The organism is Rothia sp. HSID18069, from assembly GCF_003989155.1.
Taxonomy (GTDB): Bacteria; Actinomycetota; Actinomycetes; order Actinomycetales; family Micrococcaceae; genus Rothia; species Rothia aeria.
In genome coordinates this window covers 132,307-151,068 of the sequence record NZ_RBMG01000004.1, presented here as the reverse complement: position 1 = coordinate 151,068, position 18,762 = coordinate 132,307, and the positions used below count along the sequence as shown (strand labels likewise).

At 56.0% G+C, this 18,762-nt stretch carries 19 protein-coding genes; 7 read left to right on the top strand and 12 right to left on the bottom strand.

Annotated features, from left to right (window positions below):
• Positions 1–66: 66 nt before the first annotated feature.
• The 5 genes from D8M41_RS09735 to D8M41_RS09715 form a co-directional block, all read right to left on the bottom strand.
• A complete protein-coding gene (locus D8M41_RS09735; RefSeq protein WP_006888465.1) occupies positions 67–747 on the bottom strand; it encodes a hypothetical protein in 681 nt (226 codons plus the stop codon).
• 176 nt (positions 748–923) lie between these two features.
• Positions 924–1,682, bottom strand: a complete 759-nt coding sequence (locus D8M41_RS09730; RefSeq protein ID WP_126926903.1) for a hypothetical protein — start codon at positions 1,680–1,682, stop codon at positions 924–926.
• Between the two features lie 161 nt (positions 1,683–1,843).
• Complete coding sequence (locus tag D8M41_RS09725) at positions 1,844–2,629, bottom strand: HAD-IIB family hydrolase (protein ID WP_006888427.1); 786 nt, start codon at positions 2,627–2,629, stop codon at positions 1,844–1,846.
• A complete protein-coding gene (gene pabB, locus D8M41_RS09720) occupies positions 2,626–4,125 on the bottom strand; it encodes an aminodeoxychorismate synthase component I (RefSeq protein WP_126926902.1) in 1,500 nt (499 codons plus the stop codon). The genes D8M41_RS09725 and pabB overlap by 4 nt, the downstream gene beginning before the upstream one ends.
• A 178-nt stretch (positions 4,126–4,303) precedes the next feature.
• Positions 4,304–4,633, bottom strand: coding sequence for a rhodanese-like domain-containing protein (locus tag D8M41_RS09715; protein WP_126926901.1), 330 nt, complete (start codon positions 4,631–4,633; stop codon positions 4,304–4,306).
• Positions 4,634–4,946: 313 nt separating this feature from the next.
• Here D8M41_RS09715 and D8M41_RS09710 point away from each other — a divergent pair, with 313 nt between their 5' ends.
• Positions 4,947–6,410 carry a peptide MFS transporter gene (locus D8M41_RS09710; RefSeq protein WP_006888535.1) on the top strand — a complete coding sequence of 488 codons (1,464 nt, stop codon included), beginning with the start codon at positions 4,947–4,949 and terminating at the stop codon, positions 6,408–6,410.
• A gap of 174 nt (positions 6,411–6,584) precedes the next feature.
• On the opposite strand, the gene D8M41_RS09705 is transcribed toward D8M41_RS09710, so the two are convergent.
• On the bottom strand, positions 6,585–7,835 hold the full coding sequence (locus D8M41_RS09705) for an ATP-binding protein (protein ID WP_006888577.1): 1,251 nt from the start codon (positions 7,833–7,835) through the stop codon (positions 6,585–6,587).
• A 379-nt stretch (positions 7,836–8,214) separates the two neighbouring features.
• Between D8M41_RS09705 and D8M41_RS09700 the strand changes: the two genes are divergently transcribed.
• From D8M41_RS09700 to D8M41_RS09690, 3 genes are all read left to right on the top strand, one after another.
• Entirely contained in the window at positions 8,215–8,739 is a 525-nt protein-coding gene (locus tag D8M41_RS09700; protein WP_037285614.1) for a DUF4242 domain-containing protein, read from the top strand.
• An 18-nt stretch (positions 8,740–8,757) separates the two neighbouring features.
• Positions 8,758–9,840, top strand: a complete 1,083-nt coding sequence (locus D8M41_RS09695) for an acyl-CoA dehydrogenase family protein (protein WP_006888355.1) — start codon at positions 8,758–8,760, stop codon at positions 9,838–9,840.
• 161 nt (positions 9,841–10,001) lie between these two features.
• Positions 10,002–11,336, top strand: coding sequence for a uracil-xanthine permease family protein (locus tag D8M41_RS09690; protein WP_126926900.1), 1,335 nt, complete (start codon positions 10,002–10,004; stop codon positions 11,334–11,336).
• A gap of 113 nt (positions 11,337–11,449) precedes the next feature.
• Here the strand turns inward: D8M41_RS09690 and D8M41_RS09685 are convergent, their stop codons facing one another.
• The 6 genes from D8M41_RS09685 to D8M41_RS09660 form a co-directional block, all read right to left on the bottom strand.
• Positions 11,450–11,992 carry a hypothetical protein gene (locus D8M41_RS09685; RefSeq protein ID WP_006888496.1) on the bottom strand — a complete coding sequence of 181 codons (543 nt, stop codon included), beginning with the start codon at positions 11,990–11,992 and terminating at the stop codon, positions 11,450–11,452.
• A gap of 73 nt (positions 11,993–12,065) precedes the next feature.
• On the bottom strand, positions 12,066–13,268 hold the full coding sequence (locus tag D8M41_RS09680) for a type II toxin-antitoxin system HipA family toxin (protein WP_023133478.1): 1,203 nt from the start codon (positions 13,266–13,268) through the stop codon (positions 12,066–12,068).
• 2 nt (positions 13,269–13,270) lie between these two features.
• Positions 13,271–13,585 (bottom strand): helix-turn-helix domain-containing protein, encoded by a 315-nt coding sequence (locus D8M41_RS09675; RefSeq protein ID WP_037285824.1) that lies wholly within the window; start codon positions 13,583–13,585, stop codon positions 13,271–13,273.
• Between the two features lie 213 nt (positions 13,586–13,798).
• Positions 13,799–14,632: an HAD family hydrolase gene (locus D8M41_RS09670; protein WP_023133476.1), complete on the bottom strand. Its 834-nt coding sequence runs from the start codon at positions 14,630–14,632 to the stop codon at positions 13,799–13,801.
• Between the two features lie 10 nt (positions 14,633–14,642).
• Complete coding sequence (locus D8M41_RS09665; RefSeq protein ID WP_006888648.1) at positions 14,643–15,191, bottom strand: YbhB/YbcL family Raf kinase inhibitor-like protein; 549 nt, start codon at positions 15,189–15,191, stop codon at positions 14,643–14,645.
• A 62-nt stretch (positions 15,192–15,253) separates the two neighbouring features.
• Positions 15,254–16,189, bottom strand: coding sequence for a carbohydrate kinase family protein (locus D8M41_RS09660; RefSeq protein ID WP_023133475.1), 936 nt, complete (start codon positions 16,187–16,189; stop codon positions 15,254–15,256).
• A gap of 307 nt (positions 16,190–16,496) precedes the next feature.
• On the opposite strand from D8M41_RS09660, the gene D8M41_RS09655 reads away from it, so the two are divergent.
• The 3 genes from D8M41_RS09655 to D8M41_RS09645 all read left to right on the top strand — a co-directional run bounded on the left by D8M41_RS09655 (position 16,497) and on the right by D8M41_RS09645 (position 18,738).
• Entirely contained in the window at positions 16,497–17,939 is a 1,443-nt protein-coding gene (locus D8M41_RS09655; protein ID WP_023133474.1) for a glyceraldehyde-3-phosphate dehydrogenase, read from the top strand.
• Positions 17,940–18,077: 138 nt separating this feature from the next.
• Complete coding sequence (locus tag D8M41_RS09650; protein WP_023133473.1) at positions 18,078–18,434, top strand: hypothetical protein; 357 nt, start codon at positions 18,078–18,080, stop codon at positions 18,432–18,434.
• Complete coding sequence (locus D8M41_RS09645; RefSeq protein ID WP_161970781.1) at positions 18,418–18,738, top strand: hypothetical protein; 321 nt, start codon at positions 18,418–18,420, stop codon at positions 18,736–18,738. The genes D8M41_RS09650 and D8M41_RS09645 overlap by 17 nt, the downstream gene beginning before the upstream one ends.
• Positions 18,739–18,762 lie beyond the last annotated feature (24 nt).

Here is an 18,762-nt window from a genome sequence, read left to right as displayed (position 1 = left end):
CTAACGCTGGCAAAGAACATCATGGCCGCACACCAAGATTTCATGAACATAATAAGAATGTAGAAGCTACCGCTCGTAGCGCTGTCCCGTCACAGACTGTGCTGTTGTGTTCAAGGCTAAGCGGTATGTCTTGGCCTGACGCATAAAAATGTTGGTTCCGGGCAGCCACAAAAATACCAGAAGGACAATATTAGCAATAACCAATAGCTCATAGATTACTGTGAGTATAGAAAAAGTGGGCGCAAGATCGGAAGCATATGTTAGCCATTCACGCGCTATGTGTACAGAAGCCTCACTCACAAAAACTGCGTGCAGAGCAAGACTTATACTATTCCCAATAGCAACAATAGTCATAATGATACGTGCCATATTATATCCACGATATACATAAAAACCGAGCATGACGTAAAGTAAAATACTGCATAATATTAAAAATAAAAGAAAATGTGCAAATGATTGAAAAAATTGATAATTACGAAGACTATCTGGGAACGCCGAGTCAACTGTAGATTTTAGAATACCTAAAGCAACTATCATAAAACCGAATTCGGCCAAACGCACCAGTGCGTATACCCACGAAATAATAGCAGCGGTTAAGGGCAGTGTCGTGATTTTAGGGGGAACAGCCACCATAGTAGCGGTAGCATCAGCATTGGCGGCCGATGCAGACTGCCAAGCGGGCGCTGAGGTTTGCGCCGATGCCGGTTTTTGCGGCTTGGGGTGGCCTGGGGTCACGCTCTCACTCATGGCGTATATTCCTTCATAGATGTAGTGGCACACAGAAACTCGGGCATCGAGTCATTGCACATAAGCATAGCCGAAACTAATGCTGGCAAAGAACATCATTACCACACATCCATGTTTTATAATTGCTGCCGCCGGGAGCCTGTGAACCATTATTTGCACCGCTGCCTCATCTCGGGCTAAGCCATAGATTTCTGCGCCAGGCGGTATATCTTAGAGTTGCGAATAAAGGCGTTAGTGCCGGGCAGCCACAAAAATACCAGAAGGAAAAAATTCGTGATAATCAGTGATGCGTAGATAAATACTAGGACAGGAATCATAGACTCAAACTCAAAGTGGGGCACCGGCAGCCCTGACTGAATTAATTCTTTTCCCTCCTCAACCATGTAGTGCTGAATGTTCAACATGCAGAGAAGATGCAAGGTGCTACCTATTATCCCAAAAATAGCGATAATAGCCATCAGAATACGAGCCCAGTTACGCCCACGGTAGACAAAAATACCAAGTGTAAAGTATATGGCAACACTTATCAGCAATAAGATATTCAGAACTTGCAGAACGTGACTAATCCCATTACTAGCAGAGATAACATCTTGCGCCTCTCGTGTATGTGAATCTGCGAAGAATTGATACACGAGGCTGTTATAAGAGTTAACCATCTGAGTGGATGCAATAAGCTCTGACACCCGCAAAACGATGCATATGGCACATATAATCAGCGTGATAATGGGCGTGATTGTGAGTTTAGGACGGGCCACCGGAGCAGGCTGAAGCACACCCGCATACACCGGAGCATAGGGCATAACAGGAGGCTGTGAATATGCAGGGGGCTGATGTGCAGGGAGCTGGTATGCAGGGGCCTGATTGTAGTAGGGGGAATTCTGCGGCACCGGATAACTTGGCTGCCCCGCAGGATCGGGCAGGTGATATTGGCTCATCGGTGATGCTCCTTTTGATGTATAACAGCTATTCGCTGTAATGAAGTCGCATATTGAGCATAACCCACATTAGGTTCATGTGATGGTACATCATGCGTTTCCCTGCAATAATTATCCCTTCATACAAGAAGATAATTGTTTTTAGGGTTGATACTGGAAGATCAGAAATCCTCCGCGAGGGCGCGGATGGCGGCGGCGACCGCATCCGGATGCGGGTCCACCGTCAGATCTGCGAGCGGCAGCAGGGCTTTATGCGAACCCACCGCGACCGCATACTGAGCACCCTCAAGCACCCCTGCATCGTTCATATCGTTGCCGAACGCGATATAAGGGTCGGTTTTTTCGCCCGGACGCGTGCCAAGCGCCTGCGGGAGAGCCGAAACTTTATGCACACCCCCGGGTGCCAGGTCAATACTCGTGGTGGCGTCCTGATGCTTAGTCACATGCAGGTTTAGGCTCGCAATGGTCTCTTCAAGCTCGGCGTAAAGATGCGGATTATTGATGTCAAGCAGAATTATTTTGACCGGATTCTCCAGGTATTTCAAGGAAACTAGGCGGTCCGTTCCCTCGGGGTTTAGCCGTTCCACGAGCACATGCGCATCGGGCAAATCAAAGGCGTAAGAGTCCAGGGAGTCCGCGATATAGTGCAGCCTGTGACGTTCGATAAGGTCCCGAATTTTCGCATAACTATGCGCATCTAGGTGTTCCCGCGCCCGCAGATGCCCGTCCCGGTACAGCAGCGAACCGTTCGCGCCGATCAGCGCCAACCCGCTATGCGTGCGCACATCCTCAGAGAGCATGGGCAGAATATCGCGCACCGGTCGGGCGGAGGCAAAAACCACGCGGTGGCCCGCCCGCAGCAGCGCATAAATTTCGCGCTCAATGGCGGGTTCGATCACCATGCCATTAAAGCTAGTGGTGCCGTCAATATCGAAGACAAAATTCATAATACCCCTGAGTTTTCTCGGTCGGTCGCGGCGACGCTCTGCTTACTCACACCCTTTTCAACGATGCGCCCCACACTCAGCGGAAGCGCCGCACGTAGTTTCGTCAGCATCTCTTCGTACTCGGCGTTCGGATCTGAATCGGCGACAATAGCGCCGCCAGCGGCGAGGGTTATAAGCCCGTTATCGTGCGCGACCAAGGTGCGTATAACAATGGAGAGATTGGCACCACCATCCGCCGAGAAAAATCCGAGAGCACCCGAGTATACGCCGCGGGGGTGCGCCTCTAGATCCTCAATAATATTCATTGTTGAGGGCTTAGGTGCGCCGGTCATAGACCCGCCAGGAAAGCACGCCGCACTGGCATGCACCGCAGAAATTTCGGGTTTAAGACGCGCAGTGACGGTCGAAACAAGCTGATGCACCGTTGCATAACTTTCCACGCTCATGAGCACAGGAACCTGAACGCTCGCGGGGTCACTCACCGTCGAGAGGTCGTTGCGCAAAAGATCGACGATCATCAGATTCTCGGCGCGGGTTTTTGCATCGTGCTGCAACCAGTGAGCCGCAGCGGCGTCTTCCTGAGGATTCGCACCGCGCGGGCATGTCCCTTTAATCGGCTTTGTTTCGGCGTTTCCGTGCGTATCAACCATCAGAAAACGCTCGGGAGACGATGAAAGCACCGAGAAATCGCCACACCGCAAATAGGCCGCGTAAGGTGCAGGATTATGCCTGCGCTGAGTGCGGTACAGCTCAAAAAGCTGATCTGGCGTGAGAGGATGTTCTACCCGCGCGGTGCTTTCAGCACTCAGGCAGACCTCATAACTATTCCCCTCATAAATATGCCATTGTGCGCGCTCAATATCTGCGCAATAGCTTTCGCGGTCAGGGGCTTCAAAAAGCAGATGCTCCACGTGCTGACTCAATGGCTTATCGCCGTCATGTGCGTTATCACCCGGTATCTCACGCCAAGAATCCCGCGCCAATTCGCGCAAACGCGGCTCAATTTTCTCAAGCCAGGGTTCATCGCCAAGCAGCCACGCGCGGCGAGTTTCATGTTCATAGACCAGGTACCGCACGGCGGGCATCCAGAGAGAATCCGGGGTTTGTGCCGTGTGCCGGGGTGTGTATCCGATGCGCCCGGGGTGCAGGGCGGCGCGCGCCTCATACCCGAAATAACCCACGTAACCACCGCGCAAACCTTCGGGCAGCTCGGCAATGTCATCGGGTTCAGGCATACTGGCAAGCGCGGTATCGAGGGCATCCCAAGGAGTCGTGTTTGTTGCCTCACGTGCGTTTTCGATGCGCAGCACAGCCGCCCAATAAGGGACGACGCCCACATACGAGACGCGAGACATAGGCGATTCTTCTCGTGCGGAATCAAGCCAATAGGCGTACCGAGCACCCGCAGCAATCACGGGGTATGCGGCCTCGGGCGTTATCTCAAAGTCGAGGGCACGCACGTGCAATGTTGGGTATTGATCGGGCTGAAGAATCACGTTTCCTATTGTAGAGTGCGTTGCCGTTGGTCTTGAGCGGTGTGGCTTTGACCCAAATACAAAGGATGCGGCACCGGCAGCCGTTTCGGGGGCTGGAAGCACCGCATCCTTATATATAGTTTTAGCTATATACACTAGTCAAACCGCATATATTCCAAACTTTTATGATATAGCGTCATTAGTGAACGACGGCGGGATCCTTCCCGTTTTCACTATCCATGGGTAGGTTTGCCTCAAACCAGGCGGTCGTTCCTCCCGCAATATTGTTTGCCTGGTACCCGTTCTCCCGCATGTACTCTGCTGCCCGGTTGGACCGCCCACCACCGTGGCAAATAACGTAGAAGTCCTCACCCTTGGGAAGCTCACCCAAGCGTTCCGGGAGCTCGCTGAGCACAAGATGCTGCGCACCCGCAACATGGCCAGCTTCCCATTCGTAGTCTTCACGAACATCAATAATCGTGGCTCCTGCGGGCACATTAGTGGGGTTTACCTGGGGTACATCACTCATGATTTTCTCCTTAACTTCCGGTGTCGATTGTATTTCAATTATTTATCTATTCTACTCCTGATAATTGGGGTTGCGCGAAAAAATGCTTTTGTGCAAAGGAGTATATTCCAAGCTATTTTTAGGTAAAAAATACTTCTTCCAGCAACATTACTCCGCCCCCGCTCGCAGCCTGTAAATCCCCTTGTGGAGGGGTATATTCGCACTGTGAACAGCGGAATTTTTATTCTCGAAACTATATACATTTTCTAAGGCATACTCTAAAATTCAGGTAATAGAGCCGGTTGTGACCGGGAACCTATTCGGGAGGTGAGCCATGTCAGCCACTACACCCGTCACAGAACATCAGCAGCACAATAGAACATTCTTCGGGCATCCACCGATGCTTGCCAGTCTCTTCACCGTGGAGATGTGGGAACGGTTCTCATTCTATGGCATGCAGGCACTTGCCATTTACTACCTGTACTACTCCATTGATAAAGGCGGGTTAGGGATACCCGAAGAAGCGGCAACCGGCGCTATGGGAGCGTACGGGGCAACCGTTTACCTCATGGCAATCCTCGGCGGTATTTTGGGCGACCGCGTCCTGGGCCCCGAACGTACCCTCTTCTATTCCGCGATTGGTATTATGGCGGGCCATATTGCCCTCGCCGCCATACCCGGGGCAGCTGGCGTACTCATAGGCCTTCTTCTGGTCGCGATCGGTTCAGGCTGCCTCAAAAGCAGCGCATCGGTTCTGGTTGGCTCGCTCTACAACAAAGATGACCCCAAACGCGAAGCAGGGTTCACGCTTTTCTATATCGGCATCAACATCGGTGCGCTTTTAGGCCCGGCACTGACCGGCTGGGGATGGGGCTGGTTAGGCTTTCACTTCGGCTTCGGAATTGCGGCTATCGGCATGGCGGCAGGACTCATCCAGTATGCGTTCACCCGCAAGAACCTGCCCGAGTCGGTGCACGAAGTGACCGCCCCTTTCACCCCGCGTCAGAACGGTATTCTAGCGGGCACCCTGCTGAGTATAGCTCTCATAATATTCCTGTTGGTCACCATGGGGTGGATCACCACCAGCAACATCTCCACATGGGTGGTGAGCGCCGTTGGCATTGGTGCGGTGGCCCTATTCGTTCAGCTGCTCACCGCCAAGAACGTGACCAGCGACGAACGCTCACGGGTGTGGGCATTCATTCCCCTCTGGATTGCCAATGCTATTTTCTGGGCACTCTACCAGCAGCAGTTTACGTTTATTCCCGTATACTCCGAAAAGCGGCTCGACTGGCATATTCTGGACAGTGACCTGCCCCCGACCCTTGTCAATTCTCTAGCCCCCATTTTCGTGATTCTTCTAGGCTCAGGGTTCGCCGCCATGTGGACCAAGCTGGGCGACCGGCAGCCACGCACAACCACCAAGTTCTCGCTCGCACTCGTGACTATCGGCCCGGCATACTGGGTTTTCCTCACACAGGTGGGTGTCCCTAAAGTGGCAGTCTATTGGATGGTCATCATCATGTTTATCTTTACTGTTGCGGAGCTTACGATTTCGCCTACGGGCATGGCGCTGACCACCCGGCTCGCGCCCGAAACCTATAAGGTGAACATGATGGCGCTCTACTGGACCTCTCTGGCGATGGGGAACGCATTTGCGGGCTGGTGCGCACAGTTCTACAGCCAAGACACCGAGGTTCCCTACTTCACCTATGTGGGTGCCGTCTCGGTTATTGCTGGTATCGTCCTCTTCCTCTGCCGCGCACCCGTGCAGAAACTCATGCGCGGAGTGAACTAGAACGCCCATTCGGTGCCACAGACGTATTCTGCTCCACCATCTGTACCGTAAGGGAATACCCTAAAAATGAGGGAAGTACAGGCAGCTAATGAGAATCTGGAACTCTATGTTCTCAATAAGGCTCTTATTGAGAACATAAAGTCCTTATTTCTCACTAAGGCAAGCTACTGCACGCTATTCAGCCAGCAGGGACAAGGGCAGAACGAGCACCCCATCCGCACGCCGATACACCTGGGCTCCCGTTGTAATAACCACCAAGTTTGTAACACTATCGGGCATTTTATCCCGCAACCACAGCAGGTGCCGTACGTCAGTGTCGGTAATAACTGGCGCCAGCTTCACTTCTATGCCCAAGACCTCCCCCTCGGGACCCTGCACAATCAAATCTACTTCGTGATCACCGCTCTTAGTGCGCAGATGACTCACCGTTGCCTCTGCAGCCTGCGCAGCAACACGCACACTGAGAGTAACCAAAGACTCAAAGAGCGGCCCCAACATATGCGCTCCCTGTGAAGAGGTCAGTGTTGATGCCGAAAGCTGCAGAAGACGTGCAGCCAAGGCCGGATCAGCCAGCTGGTGCTTGGGAGATACTGTAAGACGAGTAAACTCGTTGCTAGCGGGAGCCCATCCTGGTACTGGATCTAATATCCACAGTTTTGTGAGGAAATTACGATACAAATTAGTAGTGGTCTTAGCAGGCTGTACACCGTCCCCGGCCGTTGTAGCATCTAAAATTCGTGCATACGATGCGGTGCTAGATGAGGCAGCTGCATACGCTTGCATCCAACGTTTTAAAGTTTCGGGGTATCGCACAGAATGCCCAAGCTCAGGTATGTCCCTATCGATAATACGTTGCACATAAGCATCTAAGTAGGCACGGCAGACCCTATCAGGCTGGCCTAACGTAGCGGGAAAACCCCCTTCAACAATGGCCTTCACATAGTCATTGAGCGATACGTCCGTAAAGCCTTCTATAACAGGTTGTTCACCCCTCAAAAGACTGCGGAGACTAACCGGATTTGAAGGTCGGTATCGCTCGTAAAACGTTAGAGGCCGCATTCGGGCCGATAAAATCCTGCCCGCCCCACTATGGGTTCCGCTCTGGTCAACGGGAGTAGCACTACCAGTCAGAAGAAAACGTTTAGCGGGAGCTCCTTCATCTACATTGCGGCGAACTGAGTTCCAGATTTCAGGTAGCTGTTGCCATTCATCCAACAGAACTGTTCCAGAAGGTAACGACGCAAGAAGGAAGTCAGCCTGTAGGAATTCTCTCTGCGCTGCGTTATCGAGGTAGTAGACTTGATCAGCCCTTCGGAGAGCAGTAACAGTTTTCCCAACTGCTTTAGGTCCATCAATTGCAATGGCAGGAACGAAGGGGAAAAGCTCATCAAGCTCTAAATCTAGGCTTCTTTTCAAGTAGCTCATACATCTACGCTACCAAAAGTCAGGTGTTTACGCTACCAAAAGTCAGGTGTTTACGCTACCAAAAGTCAGGTGTTTACGCTACCAAAAGTCAGGTGTTTACGCTACCAAAAGTCAGTTTCTGCTCCTCGGTGCCCCTAACCCGCTACCTCCAAACCCTTCCCCGAACACCAGAGGCGGATGAATATTCCCGCCACCGGACAAGATGACGATTTATGTAGATTCGTGACCTCATGTGACGGGTGAAAGGTTCTTAAACCTTCGTTTTAGGACTTATAGCGAAAAAATATTAGGTGCCGTGCCCGCGACCGGTTTAGGGTATATGCCAGACCCGCCGCACAGGCGGGTAAAAGACAACGTTCTACCTGAGGAGAAAACAGACATGGCACTGTACCTGATCGAGCTGACCCCCGCGAACGCCTCCAAGGATGAGGCAACCGCGCTCATCGAAACCGTTTCCAACTCCCTGAGCGAAGGCGCGGAGCTCATCGAAACCCAGGTTTCCGCCGATCACAAACTGATCTTCGCCATCATTGAGTCTGAGAATACCGCGTTCGCGCCCGCCCTCACCGCGGCTATTGGCGAGCACGCATCCGTGGTTGGCCCCGACGAGGTTCGCTTGGTGGGTGCCGATCTCGACGACATCAAGAAGCTCAAGAAAGATGCAGACTACCTGGTCGAGTGGGATATTCCTGCCGAAATCACGATGGAGCAGTACCTGACCCGCAAGAAGGCGAACGCACCCAAGTACGCCGAGGTGCCCGAGGTTTCCTTCCTGCGCACCTATGTGCGTGAGGATACCGCTAAGTGCCTGTGCTTCTACGACGCACCCGATGAGGATGCGGTGGTGCGCGCCCGCGAAGCCGTGAGCACCCCCATCGACCGCCTGTTCAAGCTACACGCATAAACGTGCAAGGAGCCTGCTATGTCTAATGTGACGGTTGAGCCTCTCCACAGCTATCCCGAACGTGAGCGTGTGCTTGCGCTTGCCGCCGAACACGCTGATGCCGTTGATGCCGGTGAGCGTTCCCCGTTTGAGAATCTGCGCGAGATTGCGAAGGATGGTCTGCTGACTCTGGGGCGCACCGGCTCCCTCGTACCGCAGGCTGCGGTGGCGTATGATCTTGCTTCGCAGGATGCCTCCACCGGGTTCTCGCTGTGGGCGCATCGTTCCACGATTGCGTTCTTTGATGCGGTGAACCGTGAGCTGCCCGAGGGTTTGACTGAGGCCACCACAAGCGGCACCACCGCGATGGCCGCCGCCTATAAAGAGGCCGCAGGTATCGGCCCGATCAAGGTGCTGGGCACCCTGGTAGAGGGCGGTGTGAAGCTTAACGGCACGGTGTCGTGGGCTTCTAACCTGTACCCGAACGGTGTGATTGTGCTGCCGGTGGCGGTGCAGAATGCGCAGGAGGGGCATCCGGACCGGTATATTGTGACGGTTCGCCAGGATACTCCGGGGTTGAAGGTTGCATATCACCGTAACCTGCTGGCGCTCAACGGAACCGAGTCTGGCACGATCATTTTTGAGGATGTTTTTGTGCCGACCGAGGATATCCTGACCAAGGACTTTGCGGGGTTCTTAGCGAAAGTAACCGCGCCGTTCTTACTGGTGCAGTCCGCGTTCTGCTTGGGTCTTGCCGCCGGTGCGTTACAGAGTGCGGCGGAGCATCTTCAGGTGTCGGGCGGCATCTTTAAACAGGAGTTTGAGGGGCTTCTCGGTACGTACCGTACCCTGCGGGACACTCTGCTGCGTCTAGCAGCTGAACCTGAGAACGCCCAAAAACGTGACTTGCTGCAGCTGCGTTTGGATGTTTCGCACCTGGCGACGGCGGCAACCCATTGTGAGCTGCAAACCGTGGGCGGGGCCGGGTACGTGGCAGGCTCACCCACGGCACGCCGAGTGCGTGAGGTCGCGTTCCTGCCGGTGCAGTCGCCGACCGAGGGGCACCTGCGGTACGAGCTGGCGAAGCATGACCACCCGGAGGGTTTGCAGGCGGCACTGTAGTGGCTTCCCCTCCCCGCTAATAAAGGCTCTTTATGCGAATAAAGCAGATTTTCTAACGCTTTATTCACATAAAGAGCCTTTTTACAACGCGCATACCAGGCTCAACGGGTGTAGAATTACTGGGAATTTTATCCTCACCTTCACCTGGAGAATCGCATCCCATGAGCACACAGAAATCCGGTTTCGGCTGGCGCCTGCACGGCGACGGCAGAAGCATTAAACCCGGCTCGGTCGTGGCACCGAGCGAACGCCTCGCCTGGCCTATTACGATCGGCATCGGCGCCCAGCATGTGGTGGCGATGTTCGGCGCAACCTTCCTCGTGCCGTTGCTGACCGGGTTCCCGCCCGCAACCACGCTGTTCTTCTCGGGCCTGGGCACCGTCTTGTTCCTGCTGATCACGCGCGGGCGTGTGCCTTCTTATCTGGGCTCTTCCTTTGCGTTTATCGCACCCTTGGCGGCGGCGACAAACCAGCACGGCCCGGCGGGTGCGCTCGGCGGCATCGTCATGGCGGGCCTGTCGCTCTTTTTGGTGGGCGTTATTGTGCAGTTTGCGGGTACCGGCTGGCTGACAAAGCTCATGCCGCCCGTGGTAACCGGCGCGATCGTGGCGCTCATCGGCTTCAACCTGGCACCGAGTGCGAAAGCGAACTTCATGAAGGCGCCCATCACCGCGCTCGTAACCCTTATCTCGATTATCCTGATTTCGGTGCTGTTCAAGGGTATTATTGGTCGCCTCTCGATTCTGTTGGGCGTGATTATCGGGTATGTGACTGCGGTTGTGCGGGGCGAGGTAGACTTCTCGACCATCGAGCAGACCGTTCAGCAGCAGGGCATTATCGGCCTGCCGCATTTTCAGAGCCCCGAGTTCCACTGGGAGCTTGCCGGGCTGTTTATCCCCGTGATTCTGGTGCTGGTTGCCGAGAATATTGGGCACGTGAAGTCGGTGGCGCTCATGACGGGCGAGAACCTGGATAATTACTCGGGTCGCGCTCTCATGGCGGACGGCCTGGCGACCACTGTCGCCGGTTTTGGCGGCGGTTCCGGTACAACCACCTACGCCGAGAATATCGGTGTCATGGCGGCAACCAAGGTGTATTCGACGGCGGCATACTGGGTGGCTGCGATTTTCGCGATCGCTCTCTCGCTTTTCCCGGCGTTTGGCGCGGCGATTGCGACCGTTCCGGCGGGTGTTCTTGGAGGTGCCGCAACCGTGCTGTACGGCATGATCGGGATGCTCGGCGTGCGCATTTGGAGCGAAAACCGCGTGGATTTCTCAAACCAGATTAACCTGACGACCGCCGCTGTTGCGCTGATTGTGGGCATCGCGGATTACACCTGGGAATTCTCAGGCTTGTCGTTCGCGGGTATTGCACTCGGTACGGCGGCGACCTTGATTGTGTTCCACCTGATGACGTTCATCGCCAAACGCACTAGGGCGGCGGGCGACCCGCTGGAACCCTTCACTGACAGGGACCACGACGAGCTGGGACACTAACTGCTGGGCTTGCCCACAATCCCTTGAGTTCCGGGAGCGTTTTCTTCATTCGGGAGCGGTTAAAGTGCTCCCGAATGAAGAAAACGCTCCCGCTTTTGTCCCATCAAGAAATATCAGTAGTTTGCCCTCCGGTTAGCAGCGTCCTCATGAGCATGAGCAACAACGAGCTTGAAGTTCTCTTCGGAGTCCTTCATGTACTCAACTGCGGGGCGATTATCGTAGAATTTCGACGGACGAGCAAGCCAAAAAGCTACACCCCACTCGGTAAGACCGCTATCTAACAATATTTTAATAACCTGCCGAACCTGCGGATCCACTGCCCCGTCTTTGAACTGAAAAACCGGATATCCGTTACGTCCCGCCTTGTTTTTGAGGCGCAGAATATTGTTCTTGCGCACCCTATCGTTGAGGGCCTGCAGACTGATGCCGCCAAGGTATTCGCGGGTGCTGCGGCTATCTTTCACCTTGCCAATATATTTCCCAGACCCCCGCGCGCCCTTGCGCACCTCAACCGTATGCGAGAGCGCATTCGAGAGCTCCTGCATAGACTCGGCAGTGGGAGTGATTTCACCCCGATCGATCTGTTCACGGATGCGCCGCTCAGTATCGTGCAGAACACCTGTGATGAACTCTTCGGTCGCTAAACTCTTAGGCATGATGCACTCCTTCCCTTGTACACATCACCCTATCAGCTTTATATAGCTTTATAAAGATGCGAACCAAAAACATTCAGCTGCTTAGCTCCCGCACCGTTTGTGTTGCACGCTCAAAACGCGGGCGCATCACAGAGGCGCTGGGCGCATCCACCCCATAGCCGCGAGCGCGTTCCGAGGCACGTTCCAGCAGAGGGGCTGCGGTTCGCAGCCAGCCGTGCGCATCCTGCTCAGATACTCCAAAAAGAGAAAGCGAATCTTTAGAGACAAGCGCGGAAGATTCATACGAGGGGTCGCCGAAGAGAGCCAGCTGATGGGCATCACCGTCAGGGGTTGGATTCATATCGAAACACGGGGCTATTTCCCATTCACGCCCAAACCGCAAAAACCCGTGGTTACGCAAATGGTCGTCGGTATTCCCCACAAGCACCCCAAGCATAGCGCGCTTCCACAGCTGCTCGGTATCTGCGCCTTCTTCTCGGGCGTATTCCACCACATCGACCCAGTCCCCGCCATCGCCGTCGGACGCTTCCAGTGCCGTCATCGCAGAAATATAGGGGATGCGCTGCCGACTGTCCTGCAGACGGTCAAAACGACGCGCCACATAGATATGCCGATCTTCACCATTAATATCGGTAATTTTCAGCAGGCGCGCTTGCGGCACGATAATACCCAGATCAGCGCCCAGGCGGTTGAGAGTGTACTCCCACCCCATGAGATCCCACTCATCACCCACAGGCTTAGGAAACTTTGCGAGCCACAACTCGCCGTTGATCAGCACATTTGCCTTTGGGCGGGCGCCGCCAAGCGAGCCGGTAGCACGGAAAAGGCGACGCGCCTGAATATCATCTACAGCAGACGGATCAAGCTCTATAGCATCCGCTGTCGTCAGTAGTTCGGGCAAATCCAGCTCATGGGGTATACCTGTACCATCGGAGCTTAACGGGGTATCGTTTATCCAATATCGTAAAGATCCCTGACGCCCGGCATCATCTACCCCCAGAAGATAGTCGAACTCACTGAGCGAGGTGCGTTTTCGTGCACGCTGCAAGAGTTTACGTCCCCACCTATCAGGGGCAGAATCGCTCAAACCGCCCAACCCATCAAGGGGCTGTGCGCCAGCAACAAGAGGGAGCGATGGGGCAAGAGCGTAGGCGGCAGGGTTCGCTAGATATGCTGCATCGTAGTGAAATACTCCGGTTCCACGGTTGATGAAAAGGCGACCAGCGGTTACCTCACGGTCGCCTGTCATTGTAGTAACCTGCACTGTTTCACTCATAGTTACCAGCCCATTTCGCTTTTGGGGATGCGCACCGACTTGGGGAGTTTTTCGCTGGCACGCAGGCGACCGACGTCCGTGAGGTACGGGTCGGTGGCGGTGACGACCGCATCCAGCATGCCGAGCACCCGCAGCACACGAAAAAGCACGTCAGTACGCACCGATTCGCCCTGCTCAATACGCCGCAGGGTCACGGTCGTAATGTCTGCACGTTCCGCAACCATCTGCGCGGTCAAACCCATCAGTTTGCGTTGGATGCGCAGCTGCTCGCCGATCGTCCGCGAGGCTCGGTGCACCTTGGTGGGAATATACGCCATAATCTCCATACCCTCATATAGAAAGAACTATTTCTAGTATAGGCGATAATAGAAAGAATTATTTCTATATAGACGACCGTTTTATGCCCAGCACGCACTCTCGGGGATTCCCTCATCCAAAAAATACGCCTCTCATCTAAAAATTTTTAGATGAGAGACAAAAATTTAGATGAGGATTTGGATGAGACCGCACGGCTCGCAGCCGCGCGAAGGCTACACCGTTCGGGGCTCTGCCTCTTCGTGTTCCTGAAGCATTGCCTCGATCACCTGCGCCACGCCGTCTTCCCCGAAGGGCGGGCAGGTGCGCCCCACCTTCTCAATCAGTGCGGGCTGCCCGGATGCCATCGCATACCCGCGGCCCGCCCAGCACAGCATCTCGGCATCGTTCGGCATATCGCCGAAGGCCATCACCTCGTGCGCCTCAATACCGTGCCGTGCAGCAAACTGGGCGAGAGTGTACCCCTTATTCACGGTCTTCGAGCCCATCTCAATCAGCGGCTCACCCACAACCCCGCGCGTGACCGACACCAGCTCACCCACGGTCTGCGCCACACGCGCCTGCAGAATATCTGGGTCCATGCCGGGCACATGCACCAAATATTTAATCACCTGCTCCCCCGCAAACCCGTCTAGCGCGCCCAGCAGATGCTGCTCCACCACGCGCGCACCCTCAAGCACTTCCCCGCCCTCATACGGGCCCTGAATGTAGACGGTATCGACGGTTTCAAGGGTATATGTGGCGTTGGGAAAAACCGGCTGCAGCAGCTCGTGGGCGCTGCGGATAGCGTGCGCCGGGGCCCCGTTCACAGTTTCCACCTCGTCAGCGCCCAGGTGATAGATGACCGCCCCATTCGAGCAGATGGCGTAGGAATCGAAATCGGTTTGTTCCCTAATGGGCGTGAGCCAGCGGCTGGGGCGCCCGGTCACGAACACGATCTGGATGCCCGCCGCCCGCGCAGCCTGAAGGGCGTGCAGGGTGCGGGGGCGGAACCGGAAATCCTTCCCAATGAGTGTGCCGTCAAGGTCGCTGGCGATTAGTCTAATCATGCGGTAACGGCTAGTTTTCCTCGTAGGTGACAGTCAAAAAGGCGCGCGCAATGCCGTGGAAGAAGAGTTTAAAGTTCACGACGGCAGGTGAGGTGTTCTCGTCTACCTCAAGTTCGGGTACGTCCACGGCGGTCACGCAGAAAATGTACCGGTGCGGCCCGTGCCCCGCCGGAGGTGCCGCGCCCAAAAACCCGGGAACACCGGCGTCATTGCGGTGGGTGAGCGCACCGTGCGGTGCGGCTGCGCCCGCCTCAAGAGAGGTAACAGCAGCCGGGATGTTCGATACGGTCCAGTGCCAGAACCCGCTGGGGGTGGGGGCGTCCGGGTCGTAGCAGGTGATAACGAACGACTGAGTGTCTGCGGGGAAGCCGCTCCACGACAGCTGCGGAGAAAGGTCCTGCCCGCCGGGCACGCCGAACAGCGCCGACAGCATTGTTGTCGGTGCCGTGCCGCCATCAGTAATGTCGGTGGAGGTGAGCGTAAATTCGGGCAGTTTCGTCAAACCCTCGTAGGGGTCGCGGGGCAGGGGTGCGTGGCTGGTGGGGGTGTAATCGGGCATAGCTACTCTCCTTATATTCTGTATCCGGAATGAAGGTTTTTAGCCCGCTATAACGCGGATCTTTAGCCGTTGAGTACGGCAAGCAGTTCGTGACGGTTTGGCGGGTTCGCCCCGGATCGAGAAACTGTAATACCGGCTGCGGTCGCCGAAAAACGCAGCAGCTCAGAAATCTCTTCACGCTCAAGCGCCGCCACCTTCGCACGCGCACCTGAGCCAGCGATACCGCGATCGAGCAGGCCGCAGATAAGCGCCGCCATGAGAGAATCGCCCGCACCCACAGTATCGGCCACCTGCACACGGTACGCAGGCTCCTCAATACCCTCAGGGTAGGTGCGGGTGTAGGCAATTGGCCCTCTCTCGCCGCGGGTCAGCACCACCAGCTCAGCCCCAAGCGCCACCCAGGCGCGTGCCGTCTCCGCAAGGGAACGGTCGGGGTACAGCCACGTGAGGTCTTCATCGCTGGCCTTCACCACAGAGGCGAGCCCCACAAACCGTTCAGCCCACTCCTGTGCGGCGGCGCGGTCACTAACGATACTGGGGCGGCAGTTCGGGTCGTAGCTAATGAGCGCGCTCTCACGGGCGGCGGTGAGCGCGTTAGCGACCACATGCGCACCGGGTTCGAGCATCGCCGCAATGGATCCGGTGTGCAGCGCCTGGGAGGTGCGGGCAAGTTCCACCAGTTCGTTGGCGAGCGCATCCAACGACCAGTCAATATTGAACTCGTATTCTGCGGCACCGTCCTGTCCAATGTGGGCTTGTGCGGTGGAGGTGCGCGCAGCGGTGGGGGCAAATGGCACGTTCACGCCGGAGGCCCCCAGGTGCTCGCTGATGGCACGACCATAGTCGTCGGTGCCGTAGTGCCCCACGAACTGGGTGGGGTGACCTAGGCGACTCACCCCGACCGCCACGTTCATGGGGGACCCGCCGGGGTAGGCGTGGGTTTGTTCGCCTTGTTTGTGGACGACATCTACGAGGGCTTCACCGATCACTGTTAGCATGTTTTCAATTCTACCTGCGAGCGGGCCTGCGTCGTGGTGCACGCACCACCTTCTTACCTGTCTTTTTGTGGGTTTTTGCCGTGGCTTCTTCCTCCTTTGCGAGGGGTTGTTTGGGTTGTTGCGCTCGTATCACAAATGGGCGTGTGACGTGCGCGTATTCCCGGGCGGTTCTGAGCGCACAAACCAGAATTACCCGTTAGACTTGAGGTGAAGCGGTCAGCACAGACCGGCACGAACCGCCCCTGGCATCCCGGGGTGCGGCGAGTATATTACTGACGACGATGTCCACCTAGGAAGAAGGTCAAGAGTGACGACTCCCGAAAACACTCACGCACAGTGGATTGCCCGCGAGACCGAGGCTGAGGAGCTAATCCCCCTCATCGGTAAGCTTAACCGTGAGAACGGCGTGGTGCTGAATATTCACGGCCGCAGCCTGGTCAATAAATCTGTAATTCAGATGCTGCGTTTGCATGATGGTGCCGCGAAGATCGACGGCGCGCCCCTGAATCCCGCGCACACCCTTGAGCTGGTCCGGGCCCTGGCCGACCTTGACCTTGGCCCCTGCTCCATTAATATTGCGTCCCTGCACCGTCAGCATGTTGATGCGGATTCCCCCGACTTCTCCATGTGGCTGCCCGAGCAGGTTGGCGCATCGGTTGGCAAGAAGGGCGAGACCGTCAAGCAGCAGGATGTGGTGCTCTACGGTTTCGGACGCATTGGCCGCCTGTTGGCGCGTATTCTGCTGGAGCGTTCCTCATCGCTGGGGGCAAACCTTCGTCTGCGTGCGGTGGTGGTGCGTAAGAACACCGAGAACGACCTTGAGAAGCGTGCTTCTTTGCTGGCACGCGATTCGGTGCACGGCCCGTTCAAGGGCACGATTAAGGTAGATGCCGAGAACGACACCATTATTGCTAACGGTCTTCCGGTTCGTTTCATCTACTCCTCGGATCCAACCACTGTGGATTACACCGAGTACGGTATTGAGGATGCGCTTCTGGTCGATAACACCGGCCGCTGGCGCGATGTTCCGGGCCTGACCCAGCACCTTGAGCGCCCCGGTATTTCGCGCGTTCTGCTGACTGCCCCCGGTAAGGGCGATATGAAGAATATTGTTTTCGGCGTGAACGATAACATCATTACTGACGACGATAAGATTCTTTCGGCGGCATCCTGCACGACCAACGCGATTACCCCCGCACTGAAGGTTCTTGATGACGTGTACGGTGTGGAACGCGGTCACGTGGAGACCGTGCACGCTTTCACGAATGATCAGAACCTGATCGATAACTTCCACAAGGGTGATCGTCGCGGCCGTTCGGCGGTGCTGAACATGGTGATTACCGAAACCGGTGCAGCGCGTGCTGTTTCTAAGGCACTCCCCCAGTTGGAGGGCAAGCTGACCGGTAACGCTATTCGCGTTCCCACCCCGGACGTTTCGATGGCTATTCTGAACGTGAAACTGGCTAAGCCCGCAGGGTCTAAGGATGAACTAAACGAGGTCTTCCGCCAGGTTGCCCTCAAGGGTGAACTTCGCCGCCAGATTGGTTACTCCGATTCACATGAGGCCGTCTCCACCGACTTTGTGGGTTCCCGCAACGCGGGTGTAGTGGATGCGCTTGCCACCGTCGTCACCGACGACTCGGCCATCCTGTACGTTTGGTACGACAACGAGTTCGGTTACTCCTGCCAGGTGGTGCGCGTGCTGGAACGCCTGGTGGGTGAAGAGGCCCCCTCATACCCCGCACAGTAGGTTTCGGCCTGCGCACTCGGCGGCACACCGGCGAGTAGCGACATAAGTGCTGCGGCGTCAAAAGACGGCTTAGGCTGCTCTTTTGACGCCGCAGCGTTCTCTGGGGGTATCCGCCGCAGCGTGCGAAGGAGATCAACTATGGGGGCGGAAACGCTCACGGGCAGAATCGTGAACACCATAGACCTTATTGACGGCATCTTAGACGCGGGCAGTATCCGCGACTATACGAGCCGGGACCAGCTGATGTTTATGCGGGAGCAGCTGACGAGCATGGCCTCCCACCTGCGGCACCACACCGCACCCGCCGCGGGCGTGCACGCCCTCATGAGCCGGATGGTGGTTGATTCGTGCCGCTCGATAGCACGCTCGGGCGGCAGCTGGTGGATATTGAGGATGACTACCTGGCGCTGCTGCAGGGCACCCGGAGGCACCCGTGACGGGCAGGATACGCAAGCTGCTTTCGTCATGCACCCGGTGGGTGTCGCGGGAGGTTAGGCAGGAAGAACTCAACGATTTCCGTGTGGCCGTCACAGAAGGCAGCGGCGGGGCGCGCATCAGGCTGTCGGGGCTGCTGGGCAATAGTGCACTGGGGATTTGCGCGGTGATGGTGCGTACCCACGGCGGTCGCGTCAATATTATTCTGCGCCAGAGGCTTTCAAACGGCGTGTATTCGGGCAGTTTTGACCGTGAGTTCAGCGTGCCTGCCGGTGTTCATGAGGTCACCTTCGGGAGCGGGAACGCAGTTATCTGGCGGCGGGAGCAGGGAAGATCTGGGTACGCCGCTGTTTCCTGTCAGTAGGCTGGCACGCACGTTGCACCAGCA

Coding starts and splice junctions, on each gene's coding strand:
- D8M41_RS09705 (WP_006888577.1), bottom strand. CDS start 7,835: ATGAGCTACTTGAAAAGAAGCCTAGATTTAGAGCTTGATGAGCTTTTC.
- D8M41_RS09690 (WP_126926900.1), top strand. CDS start 10,002: ATGAGCACACAGAAATCCGGTTTCGGCTGGCGCCTGCACGGCGACGGC.
- D8M41_RS09665 (WP_006888648.1), bottom strand. CDS start 15,191: ATGCCCGATTACACCCCCACCAGCCACGCACCCCTGCCCCGCGACCCC.
- D8M41_RS09730 (WP_126926903.1), bottom strand. CDS start 1,682: ATGAGCCAATATCACCTGCCCGATCCTGCGGGGCAGCCAAGTTATCCG.
- D8M41_RS09675 (WP_037285824.1), bottom strand. CDS start 13,585: ATGGCGTATATTCCCACCAAGGTGCACCGAGCCTCGCGGACGATCGGC.
- D8M41_RS09685 (WP_006888496.1), bottom strand. CDS start 11,992: ATGCCTAAGAGTTTAGCGACCGAAGAGTTCATCACAGGTGTTCTGCAC.
- D8M41_RS09700 (WP_037285614.1), top strand. CDS start 8,215: ATGGCACTGTACCTGATCGAGCTGACCCCCGCGAACGCCTCCAAGGAT.
- D8M41_RS09695 (WP_006888355.1), top strand. CDS start 8,758: ATGTCTAATGTGACGGTTGAGCCTCTCCACAGCTATCCCGAACGTGAG.
- D8M41_RS09725 (WP_006888427.1), bottom strand. CDS start 2,629: ATGAATTTTGTCTTCGATATTGACGGCACCACTAGCTTTAATGGCATG.
- D8M41_RS09710 (WP_006888535.1), top strand. CDS start 4,947: ATGTCAGCCACTACACCCGTCACAGAACATCAGCAGCACAATAGAACA.
- D8M41_RS09735 (WP_006888465.1), bottom strand. CDS start 747: ATGAGTGAGAGCGTGACCCCAGGCCACCCCAAGCCGCAAAAACCGGCA.
- D8M41_RS09670 (WP_023133476.1), bottom strand. CDS start 14,632: ATGATTAGACTAATCGCCAGCGACCTTGACGGCACACTCATTGGGAAG.
- D8M41_RS09660 (WP_023133475.1), bottom strand. CDS start 16,189: ATGCTAACAGTGATCGGTGAAGCCCTCGTAGATGTCGTCCACAAACAA.
- D8M41_RS09680 (WP_023133478.1), bottom strand. CDS start 13,268: ATGAGTGAAACAGTGCAGGTTACTACAATGACAGGCGACCGTGAGGTA.
- D8M41_RS09715 (WP_126926901.1), bottom strand. CDS start 4,633: ATGAGTGATGTACCCCAGGTAAACCCCACTAATGTGCCCGCAGGAGCC.
- D8M41_RS09650 (WP_023133473.1), top strand. CDS start 18,078: ATGGGGGCGGAAACGCTCACGGGCAGAATCGTGAACACCATAGACCTT.